Below are 16,044 nucleotides of genomic sequence, written 5' to 3'. Positions count from 1 at the left end.
GGTTATTCTCAGTGCGACTGGGCGGCCACAACCATCGACAACAGCATGTATTTTTGTCGATCTGCCGCCTCGCGATCGACCGATGGCTTGAGCTTCCGCCCCCCTTTTCCGCCAGCAGCAGATCGGTGCGCCTTTGCGGTGGTGCTGTCGATCATGTGAATGTCGCGATTGGTCGTCTGCACCAGTACTTCGAATAGTTGCCGCCATATGCCTTTGGCAGACCAACGATGGAAACGATTGTAGATGGTTGTCGAGGGACCGTAGACAGCGGGGCAATCCTGCCACCGACAGCCAGTGCGCAGCACATGGATGATGCCGCTAATCACCCGGCGGTCGTCAGTTCGATGCGCGCCGGGTTGGTTCGTTGGAAGCAAAGGAGCGATCACTGCCCATTGTCGATCATCAAGCCAGAATTCTCCTGCCATGCTCCAAAACTCCCGTTATCAGGAGAGTGAATCATGAAGAAGTAATTTGATCAAATGTTTAATTGGGTTTGGAGCCTAGAGCCATCGTCATTGGTTTTTGAACGAATAGTTCGGGCCTTGCTCAGCCAGGTGAGACCGATCCAGGCAGACGCTCAGTCCTTGGATTTGCCATCTGAGTGCATGGATGCCGCGTTCTCAGATGGTGCCCCTGAAAAACCAGTGCATCGACCATGCGCACAAACCTCATTCAAGAATCCGTTTAAAGGGGCCTTCTTAAATATCGGCTACATCGCGCAGCCGTACGCCGGAGAAATTGGCCGCACTCAATGCATCAAACATGGCGCGGTCGCAGATGGGAGGTGCTCCCATGCGATCCTGGCGGAAGATATGGGCATCTCCCACAACATCCGGTTTGAACACCAAGCTGGCTCCGCCGACGAGGCTATAAAGTTTCTCGTCCTCGCCGGTCTGATAATTGTGGTCGAGCTTGATCCTTACGCGAGAGGAGGCTTCATCCAGGGCATCGAGTCTGCGCAGCACATTGCCTAGGTAGTACTGAGGACCGAGGCTCCCGTCAGCAAGGCTGAAGTCGCATGCCACAAATGCAAACGCCTCGGCGTCCATCTGCTCAAACAGTTGCTTCAAAGGTTCCGACACAATCCATATGCCAGAGAGTTCTTCCAGATCGCGCGGCATTCCGCCCTTCTCCGGTACATGAACCAGGTGGGGACGCTCCGGATACTGATCTGGCATTCCGTTAGGACGCGACACGACATTCATCCCCGGATGGACCAGCTTTTCTTCGTTGGCGATTTCTATGCCGGGGACCCTGCCGTTGCTCAAGAAGCCGGCATCGACGAGGAAAAATTCGCCCTTATGAGATGCGGTTTCGACTGAAATTTCAATGGCGGTCGGTTCGTTCACGGTGGCTTCCATCATGGATTAGGGGGCAGAACGGGGAAGGAGTTGAGCCTATGCTAGCCGGGCTTTAGCGCAGCCACAAGTTTTGTCGAAACGGTGCTCACCATACTTGATTCACCTACGTCTCGGGGGAGTTCGGAACAATGGTCGACAAGACGCTGGCTACGCTTTCCAATAGAGACATTGACCCATGCCATCGTTCTCAATGACTGCGGCCACTCACTTTCCGATGAAGCCGATATTGTGGAGCATATCACCAGGATGGTTGCAGGATATCTTGGTACAGCACAACTGCCTATCCGCACTATTCTGCAAGAAGCAGCATAATCTCAAAGTTTGGAGGCCGGCGCTTTGGCAATCTCATATAAGCCGCCCGCAACGGCATTCCCTGTCCGAGTTTATGCAGCAGTTGCAGCATAAATCCGTCAATCACGCAGCGCACTACTACAATTATGCTGAACGCAAATCAGGAAAAGCGGCAAGGCTGATCGTATGAGTTGATCGGTAGTCGACGCAGTTCAGCAATCCCGTTTTCCTTTCGCTGGAATTTGGGGATGCGCCTCAGTTTCTGCTGGCCGTCCACGTTTGCCAATTGTCGAGCTTAGACTTAAACAGCTTAAACAATAGCTGGAGCGCAACTTGAAAATTATTGCCGTTGATTTTGAAACCGCAAATGAACAGCGGGGAAGCGCCTGCTCAGTGGGCTTGGCATGGATCGAAAACGGCCGCGTCATGCGTGTCGTCGATCGATTGATCCGCCCCAAAGAGATGCGCTTTTCCTCTTTTAACATCGCTATTCATGGCATTAGACCGGAACATGTCGAAGATACGGCTGAATTTCCTGAAGTTATGGATGAGTTTGCCGATGATTTCTGCGGCGCAACAATGATTGCGCATAACGCTTCATTTGATTTCAGTGTCTGGCGTGCGTGTCTAGATCAATACCGACAAAGCTATCCCGCGCTTCAATATCTTTGCTCGGTCAAAATGGCGCAAAAGGTCTGGCCCGATCTTTCGTCACATAAATTAAATGTACTGGCCAGTTATTTGGGATTGAGCTTCAAACATCATAATGCTGCCGAAGATGCCGCCATTTGTGCAGAGGCTTCAATTGCCATGGCCAAGGCGCTGCGTGTTAAAACTTTGCTCGACGTTCCTGCTCACATCGGTATGAAACCTGGCCGACTATTTGCCGGAGGCTATGAGGCATGCACATGCCGAAAACGGTAAAATCGCTTACGAAACTACTGACTAGTTACGTCACAAATACCCATTTTTGGTCGTTTCGAGCGCTCCTGTAATGAAAACAAGAAGACTAATAAGGCAGATAATTTCAGGTGATGTGGTATGATAAAGCCGCATGAATTTCTGTACACCAGCCGATGTCCTTAGACCTGTGAGATGCAATGGTAATCGGGCCATCTGCTGTGCCTATTCTCACCGCTAATTACAATGGGTACAACTGGAGTGTCGCCGACGCGAAACGACAATTCGCCGAGCACGATTGCGGCACCCCCCGCTAGAAAGATGGCAGCGGCCAGAACCATCCCTGAGCCATCCTAGGCAGCACCCAAGCTTATGGCGAAAAGCGTGGCAACGAGGCTCGTTCCTGAAGCGATTAGGGATGCACTTACCCCTGCAACCTGACCCAGTGAGCGCATCGGCATGGCATTGAGATTACCAAACAGGATTCCAATCGCAATAAAGAGCGTTATGAGCGGCGGATGACCTACTGCCCTGATAACGACGGAATGAATTAACGGCTGCTTCTCAATGGGGCCGCCGTTTGTCTAAGCCTTCCCTCCTCCGCCCACACTGTTGTTACGGATTTCAGAGTGATCGTTGAACTTGAATGTCGAATAATCTGCCAGAGTCAGATGACGAGTTAACGATCTAGACTATACGACAATGCCAGTCGGCACAGTTTTTCAAGGCTGCTTTGAAGTCAGGCAATCTGGTGCATTTGTCTAAAGCTTCTCCCATGCGCTAGTATCTGGATACCTGTTGCAACAGACTTTTATCGGGAGGATGCCACGCCAAACGTTATCGATAGCCGTCTCGTCAACGCTTTCCTTGATAATGCAAGCTTGTCGGAAACCGATCTTTTGCCGGATACAATCTCTGGTCAGATTGATGAGCGTCGTCGTAGGCAAGGTGGATTGTGGGTAGGGGGCAAGTGCGAACTGACAGCCGCCACTCTGAGTTTCCGCCCAAACGACATGAACCGGGCATTGCATGCTCATCCTGACGAATTGCGTGTTGAAATACATTTGAATGACATCGTCGGGATTTCAATTCAACGCAGACTGATTACAGACGCCATAATCGTCAAATTTGCTACCGGGGTACTGAAAATCCGATGCTTTAGGGCCAAATCCTTTACTGCGGCAATCGAGGCTGCGCGACTGGCCATGCATGAACAGGCCGTCAAAACGGAGCAGGGACAGCCCAATCGATAGAAACACGATTAGGAAGACCAGACCGGAAGGGGGCTCACAACAGTGCCCCCTCCCCTTGTTGACAAAAGAAAAGCCGTTGAGTTTCTGAAACACCCACCAACGCGGAGATGGCATTCATCAGGGTGCGGCCAAAACGCAGGCCATTACCTATGCTCTCGAAGCAATAATCGAAGAAAGCCTTCTTGAGGATTTTCAGGTACAGGGAAAGTATGGCAAGAGGAGCGGAGGTCTTTTCGTTGGCGAGTAGAAAACGGACGGACGCCATGGCATTGTCGCGGCTATGACAGATGAACCCAATTTGCACTTTAGCGGCTTTTCGCTTTGGATAGATAGACGCCAGTTCCCGAATGTGTTGGACTTCTGGGATGGGAATTGGCTGATGGTTCGCGCGCGCATGGAGGCTAAGGGCGCACATGTCGAATGTGCAGGGCCAATCCTGATGACTACGGACATCAGGAAATTCCGCGATCAACTAGATGTAATGGCGACCTCTTTGGCAGGCGAAGCCACACTCAAGGGCTTGGAACCGGAAATCAATGTCGTTCTGACAATGCAGAAGTTGGGTCATGTTGAAGCGGTGATTGAAATTACTGCTGATCACATCAATCAATATCATCGTTTCATCGTGGAGGGAGACCAGTCCTACCTGCCCGGACTTATCCGTTCATGCGATGCCATTCTCTGCAAGTTTCCTGTCATCGGAAAGGAGAGTGTCTGATCGAAAGGCAACCAGCCAGTTTAGCTATTACTAACTAAAACCGCCGGATTGAGGTGGGAAACGGTCAGTCGGCTTGCAGGCAGGGAGGGCAGAAGCGGCATGTAGTGCCGCAAAAATCTGCCGTGCAAGTCGGACTTTCACGTCCGACTATCGCGACAGAAGTTCCCGTGAGAATTCAAAGTTAGCGCGTCCCGATGCAAAGTTCAGGATTTCCGAGACAAGTTAGCCGCATACCGCACGGAGTTCGGCGATCATGTCGGTGAGAAATCCATCAGATGGCAGGATCAAACAACTAATTTTGCGGCGAACGGAGCAGGCAGAACTCTTCACCCCGGAAGCGAAGTGCAACATAGCTGCATTGGTTCATATGATCGATCAGACAGGATTGCTCTGGTGCTGCCATTTCTTCCATCGTGCAGCGCTCCTGCGCACATACCTTACTATAAATCTGACCGGTGGGAACATACGCGACGAAAAGAGAGGTCTTCGGACCCTTTGGGTCGAGGCTTTCATATGCGGCTATCAATCTCTCGAAAGTCGCACGATCCTGCCCCACAGGGTTAAGTTCGATCCCCATTTCACCAACTTGTCCGACCATTTTCATGTAGCGCAGATGCTCTAATTGAGAACAAACAAGTCGATCAGCCTCAGCCGGGATCGTATACGTCATGACAATGGCAGTGAGGATAATCGAAAACTTCCGCATCATTTCTCTTTCCGTCAGGTGCTTGAGGGCCGTGTAAAGTTTTGGTTTCGCTGTCTTTGCCACGTCAAACATCAAAATTCCGACAAACGGCCCCAATTAAGGTCGCCATCATCAGCTTGGACAACCCAGGAAGCAATCACTCCGTTTGCACGTTGGAACGAATGTCTCATTATAAGAATCATTCATTTTGCGAGCTTCTTAGGTGTATTCGAGAGGCATCTGTTCGGCGGCGGCCAGGTGAAAGCTTCGTTAGCGCATTTGCGAGCAGCTGCCCAACAGGCAAAGTTGCACGGATCCGACCCGTAGGACGAGATTCCGTTGCTAATTTTCCCCACTTGTGAAGCTCGCTTTTCAGCCTCTAACCACTGACTTGCCAGATGGTGAACATTCTTGAACTGAGAATGTCCATTCGGCGAAACGTGGCTCTGACGCACTTTTGCTGATGTACAGCCCCTACGAAACGCCGATCAAACGCGCCTGGAGCAGATCGAGTTTTACTCTCCTATACATCTGACGTTTGGTGAGCTTCAGTCGCGTGATCTAACCCTCGGTTTTTCCGTTTGACCAAGGTGAGATGATGGCGGTTCTGACCGCGGCGATGTCTCTTGCGACGCCGCCTGCAAACGATTCCACTAAGCTGTCCTTTGAGCTTGGAGCCATTCGCCGAGCCTTCCTGCCGTTTTCGAGCGGATCATGGATTGGAAGTCGCCAATAGACGTTCAAGCGATCACCAGTTCAGGTATGTTCACTTCCAGATCGCAGACGATCGTCCTGTAGGTTTGGCCCGACCTGACGGCAAAATCATCAATGCCTATAACGCTGAGCTCATCGCTCTGATCGGCGATACGGCGGCGAATTACTCGCAACGGTGTATCGTTGCTCACTGGCACCCTCAGACAATCCGCAAAGGCCGCTGCCGGTCTGCCGCCGAGCACCAAACCAAGGTGGTGCACGATGGACTCCAGCCGTTGGGTGCACCGACCGTAACGTGACAACACACCATTATCGAACTGTTCGAAGAAGATGCGACAACACAGAACGACATCGCACCAAAAGCGCCGCGCCACGATTAACAGCTCCACTCGCTGACCACTAAAGGGTAAGTCAGCAGGCCGGCGTAGATATCGGCTTTAAACTCGGCGGCTCTGTCGCCCGCATGTCGGGCATGTCCCCGAGAGCGGGCGTGATAGATCCGAACTTGAACGCGTTCTGCGACAACCGTTACCTCATCGACTGCAAAGTCAGACGGAGCGAGGCTTGCCTGTTGAAATCGTCGTTGCATAGCCGATCCTCCAATGAATTGGCCAAAGCACCATCTGCAACAGCAGCAAATGTAACTCAGAGCCCAAATCTGCCCCGCTTACCCCGTTACGCGTGCGCATCGGATCAATATGTCATAGAGCTATCTTTTTGAAAAAAAACAATCTATCGCGCTTTAATCAATCTAAATGAGATTTTTGTTTAGCCACTCCGACAAATGGGTGGGAGGCTTATTTTTCTCAGAATACGCGTGAAGAAGTCTCGGAAATGGCCAGTCTTCATTGAAGGGTAATATAGGACGATTTGGTTAAGAATGTCTACGCCTAACATGAATAACTTCACGCACCGCCCTCGCTCGTTCTAATGCTGTCTCTCTACCGTCACTTAATAACTGCCCCGCCTTTGAACGCTTTTCAGGAAATTGCTCAAAACATCCTGCCGCAATAATAATGCCATTTGCCGGGGATATCGCCTCGTGACGCGGCCAATCTGTGCACCATGTACAATAAGAGACCGTTTTGAAACTAAGCTGCGCATTCGAATATAACATTGGAGGATCGATCTACTTCAATCCTATAGCGTTGCGCTCCAACCGGCTTCTCATCAATCCTATTTTGCGCCACCGCCAGCATATTCAGTTTAGCCGTCTGTTCGATACGAATGCTGAGTGCGGGAAATTGCAGAGCACTTATTGAAGGGCATCTAAACAAGAGACTTCTACTTACTCCTTTGCAATAAGCTACTCATTGAGGAACGATGCCTACACGATAATTGTCCGCTAAGGCATGTCGCGCCTAAATGGATTCATTTAGCGTTTGCGGACATACAACAACTCAAAGAAGCTGGAGCGAGCGTTATGGGTGCGAGTGAACGCGGCATGCTCTGAGCTCCCTGACTACGCCAACAGAAGAACCTTTCCAACTCTGCCGCGACCAGCGCGTCCTATGCATAATGGGCTGTTTTACTGTTAACGGGATAGAAGACCGATTCTCCCACAAGTTTTGTTCCCCGTATTGCCGACCTCGCTTGAAAGCCGAAGAGAATCTCATAATTTTAAACCACAGCCTTGAATAGACTGCCGTCTATTATCCTTAATTCTCTTTATATTCAGTTAGATAGGGTTATTTCGATTCCAATGGACATAGATTCCAGACCGGCCCGCCCGCGATGCTAACTGTTTGTTAATATACGCCCCTTGCGGCAAAATAAGAATCGGACATAATGACGGTATTTAGACGGTATTAGTTCCAGTGCCGTCACTAGGGATCCCAAGTCTATGAATATCGCAAATAAAGCAGAGCAAGTGTCGTTTGACGACATGATATTGACGCAAGGGCGAGAGATCTCGCGCAAGCTCAATCTGCTGCGTCATGAAAACTTCCCGCCTGATGCGCGCAAAAACTTGCGCCAGTTTTCTATGGCTGAAGCGGCTTACTTCCTTGGTGTATCTCCGAGCAATCTGAAGAAACTGCACCTCGAAGGAAAGGGGGTTGATCCCATCATCCTTTCCGGCGGACGCCGTGCTTATACGATCCAGCAGGTTCAGGAACTCCGTCATTGGCTTGATCAGAACGGTCGTGCCGAAGTGAAGCGCTATGTTCCGCATCGTCGTGGCAATGATAAATTGCAGGTTATCGGTGTTGTGAACTTCAAGGGTGGCTCCGGCAAGACGACCACCGCCGCGCATCTGGCGCAGCATCTGGCGCTGACCGGCCACCGCGTGCTTGCAATCGATCTTGATCCGCAGGCGTCCCTTTCAGCGCTCCACGGCATCCAGCCGGAGCTTGATGAGTTCCCATCGCTCTATGAAGCTGTTCGCTATGACGAGCAGCGCAAATCCATCCGCGAAGTTATTCGCAAGACCAATTTCCCCGGCCTCGACATCATCCCTGCGATGCTTGAGCTGCAGGAATATGAATATGACACACCGCTTGCGATGCAGAACGGCGGCGAAGGCAAAACCTTCTGGAATCGTATTGCGTCAGCACTTGCTGAAGTGGATGCGGAATATGATGTGGTCGTTATCGATTGCCCGCCGCAGCTTGGTTATCTGACGCTGACCGCCCTTTCAGCGGCAACGTCGGTTCTCATCACAGTTCATCCGCAGATGCTCGATCTAATGTCGATGTCGCAGTTCCTGCTTATGCTTGGCGATATCCTCAAGACGGTGCGTCAGGCTGGCGGTGCAGTGCAACTCGATTGGTTCCGCTATCTGATCACCCGCTATGAGCCGACCGACGTGCCACAGGCACAGATGGTTGGTTTTATGCAAAGCATGCTGGCATCCCACATGCTCAAGCATCAGATGCTTAAATCGACTGCGGTATCGGATGCAGGTCTGACAAAGCAGACACTCTATGAAGTTGAGCGTTCTTCCATGAACCGCGGAACTTATGATCGCGCTATGGAGGCTCTTGAGGGCGTTAATTCGGAAATTCGCGGGCTTATTCATGAAGCCTGGGGTCGTTAGACGGCAGTCTAATTCGGAAAATATGAAATAAAATCAGGCTTATGACTGGTTTGAGGATAAAAGAATGGCACGAAAGAACATTTTTCAGAGCGTAATGCAGACCGAAGAAGCGGAAGAAAAGTCCGTTTCTCCGGTCGAAAATGTTTCGCGTCGTTTTGGTGCTGCAAAGTCTCTCTCTGCGTCAATCGATGAACTAGCCAAGCAGGCTTCCCAGAAGCTTGATGGTGAAACCATCGTCGAACTCGATCCTCAAGTTCTCGATGCATCTTTCATTGCTGATCGTCTGCCTGAGGCTGATGATCAGGAATATGCTGAGCTTTTGGAAGCTGTTCGTGAACGTGGACAGGATAGCCCTATTCTTGTGCGCCCTCACCCCGAGACCAGCGGTCGTTTCATGATCGTATTCGGTCATCGTCGGGCAAAGGTTGCGCGTGAGCTTGGGATCAAGGTCAAGGCCGTCATCAAGCCTCTCGCTGATCTTGAACATATTCTGAGCCAGGGTCAGGAAAACTCTGCTCGTGCCAATCTCAGCTTCATTGAGCGTGTGCTGTTTGCAACACGCCTTGAAGAACTGCAGTATAGCCGTGAAGCTATTCAGGCCGCTCTTTCCATCGATTACCAGACCCTGTCGAAGATGCTGACCATTCCACGCGCAATCTCCGAAGATATGCTCGTTGCTATCGGACCAGCGAAAGGTATTGGTCGTGACCGTTGGCTTGAACTGCGCAAGCTGCTTGAAATGCCTGGTAAGGCTGATGCGGCGCGTGAATTGATAGCAACCGATGCCTTCAAGGCAGCACAGTCTGGCACACGCTTTGAGCAGCTCTATGGTTATCTCAAAGGTTCGAACCAGAAGAAGCCAGTTACGAAGGCAGCTTTACGCCCCGGTTCGAGCTGGACTGCAGCTGACAAAAGCGTCAGTGCCACCATCAAACAGAATGGCAAAACAGCAACCCTGGCGCTCAGTGCAGCCAATGGTCCGCGTTTTGCTGAATGGATTTCGCGTAATCTGGATGCGCTTTATGCGTCATTCAGTGACGACGAGAAGTGAGTAAGCGTATCGGGTGAGGGCACTTATCCCCCACCTAATCAGCGTATCGTGTAAAAGTGGAAGAGTGCAGGTGGTGGTCATCTGCATAACTTGACGAAGAGGAAACAGCAGCAAAAGAAAAAGGCCCCCAAACGTCGCCGCGTGGAAGCCCTTCTCATTGGTTTAGCAGCTAGAGAATCGCAAATCTACGAATCACTGTCAAGTGTAATTAGCGTCATTTTGGCGGGTGGATTTCTTTTGCCTTGTGGAAGGTGAAAGAAAATGGAGTCTCAATTTGGACTGACGCCTTTTGGCAGTCAGCGGATGACGCACGCCTTGTTGGCAGTGCATCAAAAAGCTCGGGAAATCCCTCAGGGAGCTGCTGCTGATAAGTGGCAGCTTCATCGTTGGCTGTGCGAAGGCAAAAATATCATCGGCATCAGTGATCGTTCTTTGGCGGTTCTGTCTGCTTTGCTGTCATTTTATCCTGAGAATATGCTGGTCGAAACCGGGGCTCTGGTGGTGTTTCCGTCCAACAAGCAGCTGGCCTTGCGCGCGCATGGCATGGCCGATGCAACATTGCGTCGTCATCTGGCAGCGCTGGTCGAGGCCGGTATCATCGCTCGTCAGGATAGCCCGAATGGCAAACGCTATGCTCGTCGCAGCAAATCCGGTGAGTTAAAGGTTGCCTTTGGTTTCTCGCTTGCACCACTTTTGGCGCGTGCAGATGAGTTTGAGGCTGCTGCCGAGCAGGTCAAATCCGAGAAACTCGCTCTGCGTGAAATCCGGGAACAGCTGACTTTGCTGCGTCGCGACATATCAAAGCTGCTCGATTATGCAATCGAATCATCGCTTGTTGGTCCATGGGATGAACTCAAGGTCGAGTTTCGTGCAGTTGTCGACAGCATTCCACGTCGTGCAGAGATGCTAGAGCTGACAACACTCGTCACAAAACTGCATGAAATTCGTGGTTCTGTTGATAAAGCTTTGAATAATAATCAAAAAGTTCAAAATCTGAGCGACAATGAATCCCAAAATGAGCGGCAGCTTAATGAATCAAAACCAGATTCCCATTTTGATAGGAACGTCACAAAGTCAGACACAGTTACGATCACAACGATAACCAATTGCGCGATTAATGCCGGTATTTCTCTCGATATGGTTCTGCGAGCCTGTCCAGAGATCAGCACTTACGCATCAGTTCCGATAAGCCAATGGGAACATCTGATGGCCACAGCAGAGAAGGTGCGAAGCTTTATCGGCATCGATACCAAACTCTATGAAATGGCTCTGAAAATGCTTGGAAGGCAGAATACCGCTATCACAATTGCCTATCTGCTCCAGCGCTATAACGATATTCGCTCTGTGAGTGGCTATCTTCGCATTCTCACGGAAAAAGCTGCTGAAGACGCGTTTTCGGTAAAGGCGCTCATGGTCAGCGCTCTGCATATTCAACAAAGGCAATTGCAATAAATTGATACTTGCTCCTATGTCCTGATAGCAGTTGGAAACAGGATTTGAGGGGAATGTTGGCTCCGTCGCTGTGTTGAAACTTAACGAAGAGTTAACTTTCACAAACTGGTGATGGCCAAGCGAATAGGGGCTGATACGAACACGCCGATACGAACACCGGCCATTGAATTGTTTTGAACCAAATAAGGTCTAGACATAGGCAATGTGATTGTATTGATAATCTGTTTTAAGAGTGCAGATCTGGTTATGGCTTAGGAGAAGAAAGTATGTATTTCCAATTGGGTAGCTTGATAACCGCAAGCTTGATTTTTTTGACAGCGCCAGTGGCTGCCGAAACTTTGAAGGTCCGTGATATCACCAATAAGCAAGAGATATCAGAACGTGCCGCTGATTTTGAGAACGATCTCAATCAGCTTGGTATTGCAGCAAAGCTGAACTGCAATCTGCTCATTGGAAGTCAGGGCGAATCTGGCCACGAAAGCTTCGGTGCGATTTGCGACATGAATATTTCGGGCAAAAAGCCCACTTCCATAATGCTGTGTAACGATATGATGATCGGCAAGCTCACCATCAAAGCTTTCGGCTTTAGCGAGAATAAAAACGAGCTCGCTGCCTTTACCGAGATGAACTGCCGGCCAGGTGGCTAATGCTAACCATGAACCCTCCGGGCACATTGCGTTATCGCTGATAATGCAGGAACTTGTTTCCATGTGCTCTGGGGGGCGTGCTTATTCTTATAAAGAAGGCTCTTCTGCCAGATCTGCGTAAACGAGATAACGAAGCGGACCTTGCGTAACAGCATCAAAGGGATAGCAGGTCACAAGAACCAGATGAGAGCCTGCCGCGTGAACATCGATCCGGGCTTCATCCCAGCGCGTGACAGTCATCTGAGTGGCGCGATATGTATATGTTTTGCCGTCATTGCGGGTAACGCGGATAAGGTCGCCTTGCTCAATATCTTTGAGAAAAGCAAAATGCGTGTCGCGATGCGCAGCATAGACTGCGGTTCCCTGTTCACCAGCTTGCGGTGTGTTTTGCAGATGGCCCGGACCAAAAGCCAGGGCTTGTCCACTTGCACCATTAAGAGCGATTGCTGACGCAGCCAGTCGTGGTGCCTCGATACGCGCTACCGGCCATGTGTCCGCCCATGCCCAGGGCTTAACCTTTTCACCTGTCGCAATGCTCTCGGAGAAAGCGCGCTCAAGAAGAATTTGAGCCGCATAAGCTTTGGCATGAATCCAGAGGCCTTGACCGAGAAGAAAGAGGCCGCAGACCATAACAGCGATCGAAAGAAGGGCGAGGGGGGAGCGCAACCAAGCGCGCTCCTTTGCCTTTGAGTTCTGTGCTACGATGACGCTCATCATTCATTCTCCTTGCGGCGTGAAAACCAGAAGATGAGAAACCCGATCAACAGAGCGACCGAACCCTGAAGCATATTAAGCGTTGCCGGAGTTGCGGTTTGCGGCAGAGGCATTGCAGGGGCTGAAACATCGGGCGATGCAGGACGATCATTGCTTCGAGCCAGTATCTGCTCCTGACCTGCATCGGCATGATCAAGCACATTACGGTCTGCACGGATACCAAACAGCGCGTCAAAATCCCATCCGGCAGGAAGTTGCAAAGGAATGTCTGCACGGGTGAGGGGGGTATTCGCCGGGCGGGTTGGCGTCTGATCCACTGCAACAAGGCTTGTAAGACGCGTTACCAGATGATGCTCAAGCGCAAGGTTGAGGATACGCGTGTCGGCTGCCAGTCCTGTGATCTTGCCAAGCTTCATGTCCACCTCAGCATCATCGATCTTGCGACGGGCCCAGATCTTGGAAATGCCTTCGGCGGGGCTTGCCGCATCAAGCGGTAAGGTCACTGTCCATGGGCGTCGTCCAACTGTACCCTCAACTGTAATGGTGCCAATTGCCTGTTTTGTGCGTGCCACAATCACCAACGGTTCGCCCTGATAAAGGTCAGGAAGAAGGCCTGGCGTCAGATTGACACCCTCTTGCGAGAAGCTGGCCTTCACATTGGTTACAACTGGGTTTTCGAGCTTAGCAAACAGTTCACGCATACGCTCGTCGACTTCTTCAACCGAGCCGATATGTGTAAAGGTGCCGCGACCAAGTTCAGAGGCCTTGTTCATCAGATAGGTGTTGGGCGCTGAGCCAATACCGACCATGAAGAGGCGGGAGCGATCCCGGCGCGATGCGATGACATCAAGCATTTGCTGTTCGTTGCTAATCTCGCCATCGGTCAGAAACACGATCTGACGCAAACCGTCCTTTTGGTGGCTGTCATCAAGAGCCGCGTGCAATGCGGGCAGCATTTCTGTTCCGCCGACCGCGTCAAGCGTGGCCACATATTCGCGGGCATCGGTAATATTGAGTGGCGTAGCAGGGACGGAGTCATCAAATACCTTGGTCAGAGTGTCATCGAAACGAATGACGTTGAAACGGTCGGTGGGCTTTAAGCGGGAGAGGGCATAATCGAGACTGGCTTTGGCCTGCTTTATCGAGGTTCCGCCCATCGAACCTGAATTGTCGATAACAAACACGATTTCTCGCGATTGATTTGCAGCGCTTTTTACAACCGGCGGCGTGACATAGGCCAGCACATAATCGTCATTTCCAACACGTTCGCGAAACAGGCCGACATTGGGCATAGCGGTTTCAGCTGCTTGCCATTCGAGAACGAAATCGCGATCGGCTGTGGCCTTGCCATCCAGAACAATCTTGGAGGTTTGCTCATTCTGACTGTCGATTTTGACAGGGTGATAAAGGCTCTTGATATCGGCGGACGGGAAACCAGGCTTGAGATTGACAGTGATCGTCACTGGATTGGTGCGGTATTCGCCCGGCATCACGAGAGGCGTTTCAATCGCTCCATTGTCGGGACCATGGGTTGGTTCCGTTTTCTGCTGTCCCCAGCCGCTTTGAATGTCTGCGGTCTCAATGATCGGGTCGCTGTTATCGGGATTATAGCGTGGCGCGACAACGAGCGGCACGCGGAGCGAAAAGCGATTGTCGCTCAGGCGGACTGCCTGCTGATATTCGATCTGAATGACAACTTTTTCATTTGGACCGAGATTTGCAACTGCATTGGTGAAGATGTTGGGGCGCTGCTGTTCGATGAGAGCTGCCTTCTTGCCCTCGCTTTTTGCCTTCTCGTAGATTTCACGCGCCGCCTGCTTTTCCTTGATATCGGCGACGATAACCTTGTCACCGACAATCATCTTCAGGGAATAGACCGCACTCTCTTCGGGCAGAGGGAAGACATAAAGCCCTTCGACCCAGCCGCTGGTCGGGTTTTCAAAAACCTGACTGAGACGGGCGCGGGCGGTGGGGCCACTGACATCGATATCGAAATCGGTGGCAAGTCGTGGCGCTTCGACATATTGGCCTGCTTCACTGCTCTGAAGCAGAAGGCTGCCGCTTTGCATGGCGTTCGGCGTTACATAGGCCGGCTTTTCCGCGCGGGCCGCAGCCACGTTGAGAAGCGAAAGAACAACGGCCAGAATTGGCAGTATCGTCATATTCACAAACCAAATGAGTTTGCAGAACTGCGAGAGGCTGACTGCCCTTGCGTTGTTGTGGGAGTGTTTGATGGCAGGCGACATTGTGCGCTCCTGTATCTATCGGATAACTGGACACAATTTGCGCCGGAGTGCTGTTTCCTCGCCAGCGTAAGCTTTGCCAAGTTTTGTCCGTAGTTTGCCGCAAGCCACCTTGCCGGTTTTGGCTTTGTGTGGAATTGTGAAGGAAAGTACGGATCCAGGAAGTTTTCATGTCTCAGCACGATGCGGTTTTGCCCGATCAATTGAATCTCCGCGTTGCTGAACGTGTGCGTGAGGAAATCGCGCGGCGCAGAATTTCGCGCCAGCATCTGGCGGATGAGGCACGTATCAGCCTATCGACGCTTGAAAAGGCGCTTTCCGGGCACCGGCCTTTTACGCTTGCCACTATCATCCGGCTTGAGCAGGCAATGGGATTTGAACTGCGCGATCAGGCGGAAACAGAAAAGCCAAAGCCAGCCGCTCCTCATGGACATGCGGCGGAAGAACTTGGCGCTTATTCGCGCGCCGCCGTTTCCTGGCTGGAAGGAACGTTTCTCACCTTGCGTCCGTCATTCGGCAATCGAAGCGACATCTTCGCCTATTGCACGCATATCAGCTGGGACGCTGAGAATACGCATCTCAAGTTTGAGGAGCGCGAACGCACCGATACGTCGTTTTCGCAGCAGGGGCGTGTTTCAGTGCCGCATCTTTCGGGCCATGTTTATCTTGTGACCAATACATCGGGGCAATACCGGATGGCGGTTCTTTCGCGCCCAAGTATTGCAGGCGAAATGTACGGCATTCTGACAACCTTGCGTGCGGGGCAGGGAGCACAACTGACGCCTGTATCGGTGCCTTTGGCGCTTATTCCAATGAAGGTGTTCGAAACGCCGGGTTTTGGTCGAATAACCCCCGCAGATCTGTCTTATGGCCAATATTTCAGTTTTATCAACAAAACGCTCGGCGACGGATATGCAAGTTTTGTAACGTCTGAATAGACGCGGCTCTGACTTGCTTTAACTATTATATATACCACTA

General features: G+C 51.3%; 16 protein-coding genes and 2 pseudogenes. 10 read left to right on the top strand and 8 right to left on the bottom strand.

Features of this window, described 5'->3' with window-relative positions; translation table 11 throughout:
- Nucleotides 1-425 (bottom strand): annotated as a pseudogene (locus QBD00_RS11030) (IS5 family transposase); the annotation flags it as partial.
- A 273-nt stretch (nucleotides 426-698) separates the two neighbouring features.
- Nucleotides 699-1,349, bottom strand: a complete 651-nt coding sequence (locus QBD00_RS11025; RefSeq protein WP_318579491.1) for an imm11 family protein — start codon at nucleotides 1,347-1,349, stop codon at nucleotides 699-701.
- Between the two features lie 180 nt (nucleotides 1,350-1,529).
- On the opposite strand from QBD00_RS11025, the gene QBD00_RS11020 reads away from it, so the two are divergent.
- From QBD00_RS11020 to QBD00_RS11005, 4 genes and pseudogenes are all read left to right on the top strand, one after another.
- A complete protein-coding gene (locus tag QBD00_RS11020; protein ID WP_318579490.1) occupies nucleotides 1,530-1,673 on the top strand; it encodes a hypothetical protein in 144 nt (47 codons plus the stop codon).
- 41 nt (nucleotides 1,674-1,714) lie between these two features.
- Nucleotides 1,715-1,842: pseudogene (locus QBD00_RS11015) on the top strand (integrase); the annotation flags it as partial.
- 143 nt (nucleotides 1,843-1,985) lie between these two features.
- Nucleotides 1,986-2,576, top strand: coding sequence for a 3'-5' exonuclease (locus QBD00_RS11010; RefSeq protein ID WP_318579489.1), 591 nt, complete (start codon nucleotides 1,986-1,988; stop codon nucleotides 2,574-2,576).
- A gap of 875 nt (nucleotides 2,577-3,451) precedes the next feature.
- A complete protein-coding gene (locus QBD00_RS11005; RefSeq protein ID WP_318579488.1) occupies nucleotides 3,452-3,805 on the top strand; it encodes a hypothetical protein in 354 nt (117 codons plus the stop codon).
- A gap of 34 nt (nucleotides 3,806-3,839) precedes the next feature.
- On the opposite strand, the gene QBD00_RS11000 is transcribed toward QBD00_RS11005, so the two are convergent.
- A complete protein-coding gene (locus QBD00_RS11000; RefSeq protein ID WP_318579487.1) occupies nucleotides 3,840-4,070 on the bottom strand; it encodes a hypothetical protein in 231 nt (76 codons plus the stop codon).
- Between the two features lie 15 nt (nucleotides 4,071-4,085).
- Between QBD00_RS11000 and QBD00_RS10995 the strand changes: the two genes are divergently transcribed.
- Nucleotides 4,086-4,523 carry a hypothetical protein gene (locus tag QBD00_RS10995; protein WP_318579486.1) on the top strand — a complete coding sequence of 146 codons (438 nt, stop codon included), beginning with the start codon at nucleotides 4,086-4,088 and terminating at the stop codon, nucleotides 4,521-4,523.
- A 292-nt stretch (nucleotides 4,524-4,815) separates the two neighbouring features.
- Here QBD00_RS10995 and QBD00_RS10990 read toward each other — a convergent pair whose 3' ends face one another.
- The 3 genes from QBD00_RS10990 to QBD00_RS10975 all read right to left on the bottom strand — a co-directional run bounded on the left by QBD00_RS10990 (nucleotide 4,816) and on the right by QBD00_RS10975 (nucleotide 6,511).
- The gene (locus QBD00_RS10990) at nucleotides 4,816-5,232 is read right to left on the bottom strand and encodes a hypothetical protein (protein WP_318579485.1); all 417 of its coding nucleotides are present in this window, start codon (nucleotides 5,230-5,232) and stop codon (nucleotides 4,816-4,818) included.
- Between the two features lie 716 nt (nucleotides 5,233-5,948).
- Nucleotides 5,949-6,182, bottom strand: a complete 234-nt coding sequence (locus QBD00_RS10980; RefSeq protein ID WP_318579484.1) for a hypothetical protein — start codon at nucleotides 6,180-6,182, stop codon at nucleotides 5,949-5,951.
- 116 nt (nucleotides 6,183-6,298) lie between these two features.
- Nucleotides 6,299-6,511 (bottom strand): hypothetical protein, encoded by a 213-nt coding sequence (locus QBD00_RS10975; RefSeq protein ID WP_318579483.1) that lies wholly within the window; start codon nucleotides 6,509-6,511, stop codon nucleotides 6,299-6,301.
- 1,254 nt (nucleotides 6,512-7,765) lie between these two features.
- Between QBD00_RS10975 and repA the strand changes: the two genes are divergently transcribed.
- The 4 genes from repA (at nucleotide 7,766) to QBD00_RS10955 (ending at nucleotide 12,109) form a co-directional block, all read left to right on the top strand.
- The gene (repA, locus tag QBD00_RS10970; protein ID WP_024896991.1) at nucleotides 7,766-8,959 is read left to right on the top strand and encodes a plasmid partitioning protein RepA; all 1,194 of its coding nucleotides are present in this window, start codon (nucleotides 7,766-7,768) and stop codon (nucleotides 8,957-8,959) included.
- Nucleotides 8,960-9,023: 64 nt separating this feature from the next.
- On the top strand, nucleotides 9,024-10,010 hold the full coding sequence (gene repB, locus QBD00_RS10965) for a plasmid partitioning protein RepB (protein WP_318579482.1): 987 nt from the start codon (nucleotides 9,024-9,026) through the stop codon (nucleotides 10,008-10,010).
- Between the two features lie 261 nt (nucleotides 10,011-10,271).
- Nucleotides 10,272-11,462: a plasmid replication protein RepC gene (repC, locus tag QBD00_RS10960; protein WP_318579481.1), complete on the top strand. Its 1,191-nt coding sequence runs from the start codon at nucleotides 10,272-10,274 to the stop codon at nucleotides 11,460-11,462.
- A gap of 266 nt (nucleotides 11,463-11,728) precedes the next feature.
- Entirely contained in the window at nucleotides 11,729-12,109 is a 381-nt protein-coding gene (locus tag QBD00_RS10955) for a hypothetical protein (RefSeq protein ID WP_318579480.1), read from the top strand.
- An 87-nt stretch (nucleotides 12,110-12,196) separates the two neighbouring features.
- On the opposite strand, the gene QBD00_RS10950 is transcribed toward QBD00_RS10955, so the two are convergent.
- Together QBD00_RS10950 and QBD00_RS10945 are read right to left on the bottom strand one after the other, a co-directional pair.
- Nucleotides 12,197-12,823, bottom strand: a complete 627-nt coding sequence (locus QBD00_RS10950; protein ID WP_318579506.1) for a class GN sortase — start codon at nucleotides 12,821-12,823, stop codon at nucleotides 12,197-12,199.
- Nucleotides 12,823-14,985: a marine proteobacterial sortase target protein gene (locus QBD00_RS10945; RefSeq protein ID WP_318579479.1), complete on the bottom strand. Its 2,163-nt coding sequence runs from the start codon at nucleotides 14,983-14,985 to the stop codon at nucleotides 12,823-12,825. Before QBD00_RS10945 ends, QBD00_RS10950 begins: the two co-directional genes overlap by 1 nt.
- A 251-nt stretch (nucleotides 14,986-15,236) precedes the next feature.
- Here QBD00_RS10945 and QBD00_RS10940 point away from each other — a divergent pair, with 251 nt between their 5' ends.
- Nucleotides 15,237-16,004 (top strand): helix-turn-helix transcriptional regulator, encoded by a 768-nt coding sequence (locus QBD00_RS10940; protein WP_318579478.1) that lies wholly within the window; start codon nucleotides 15,237-15,239, stop codon nucleotides 16,002-16,004.
- The last annotated feature ends 40 nt before the right edge of the window (nucleotides 16,005-16,044 follow it).

The organism is Ochrobactrum sp. AN78, from assembly GCF_029909885.1.
Taxonomy (GTDB): Bacteria; Pseudomonadota; Alphaproteobacteria; order Rhizobiales; family Rhizobiaceae; genus Brucella; species Brucella quorumnocens.
This window is presented reverse-complemented; position numbering and strand designations above follow the sequence as displayed.